Here is a 1,261-nt window from a genome sequence, read left to right as displayed (position 1 = left end):
GTGCTCAGTCGCGGGAGACGTCGGCGCCGAGCGCGACCAGCTTGTCCTGGAACGCCTCGTACCCACGATCGATCAGGCTGATCCCCCGCACCGTGGACGTCCCCTTCGCGGTCAACGCCGCGATCAGGTGCGAGAACCCACCCCGCAGGTCCGGCACCTCGATATCCGCCGCCGACAACGGCGTCGGCCCCGAGACCACCGCAGAATGATGGAAGTTGCGCTGCCCGAACCGGCAGTCACGACCCCCCAAGCACTCCTTGTACACCTGGATCGTGGCACCCATCTTGCGCAACGCATCAGTGAACCCGAACCGGTTCTCATACACCGTCTCGTGCACGATCGACAGCCCCGTCGCCTGCGTCAACGCCACCACCAACGGCTGCTGCCAGTCCGTCATGAACCCCGGATGCACATCCGTCTCCAACACGATCGGACGCAGCTCACCCCCCGGATGCCAGAACCGGATCCCGTCCTCCTGGACATCGAACTCGCCCCCGACCTTGCGGAACGTGTTCAAGAACGCCATCATCTCCGGCTGCGTCGCACCCTTGATCGTCACGTCACCACCCGTGGACAGGGCCGCAGACGCCCACGACGCCGTCTCGATCCGATCACCCAACGCCGTGTGCGAATACCCCTCCAACCGGTCCACACCCTCGATCCGGATCACCCGATCCGTATCCACCGAGATGATCGCACCCATCTTCTGCAGCACCGCGATCAGATCCATGATCTCCGGCTCGATCGCCGCACCCGACAGCTCCGTGATGCCCTCCGCACGCACCGCCGTCAACAACAGCTGCTCCGTGGCACCCACCGACGGATACGGCAACGCGATCTTCGTCCCCTGCAACCGCCGCGGCGCCCGCAGATGAATCCCGTTCGGCAGCTTGTCCACCACCGCACCGAACTGCCGCAAGATATCCAGATGGAAATTGATCGGACGATCCCCGATCCGACACCCACCCAGATCCGGGATGAACGCCTCCCCCAACCGGTGCAGCAACGGACCACAGAACAGAATCGGAATCCGGCTCGACCCCGCATGCGCATCAATATCCGCCACATGCGCCGACTCCACGTTCGACGGATCCAGCACCAACGTCCCCGCACCCGGATCCGACGCCACCGTCACACCATGCAGCTCCAACAAACCCGTGACCACACCCACATCACGAATCTGCGGCACATTACGCAACACACTGGCCGACTCACCCAACAACGACGCCACCATCGCCTTGGACACGAAGTTCTTCGCCCC

The 1,261-nt window shown here is 63.9% G+C and carries 1 protein-coding gene; it reads right to left on the bottom strand.

Annotated elements, in window-relative coordinates; all coding sequences use genetic code 11:
* Positions 1-4: 4 nt before the first annotated feature.
* Positions 5-1,261 (bottom strand): UDP-N-acetylglucosamine 1-carboxyvinyltransferase (gene murA, locus LEP48_RS18285; RefSeq protein WP_225566994.1); only part of this gene is annotated, 1,257 nt, incomplete at its 5' end.

Source organism: Isoptericola luteus (assembly GCF_020297055.1).
In the GTDB taxonomy this organism is placed as follows: Bacteria; Actinomycetota; Actinomycetes; order Actinomycetales; family Cellulomonadaceae; genus Isoptericola; species Isoptericola luteus.
This window is presented reverse-complemented; position numbering and strand designations above follow the sequence as displayed.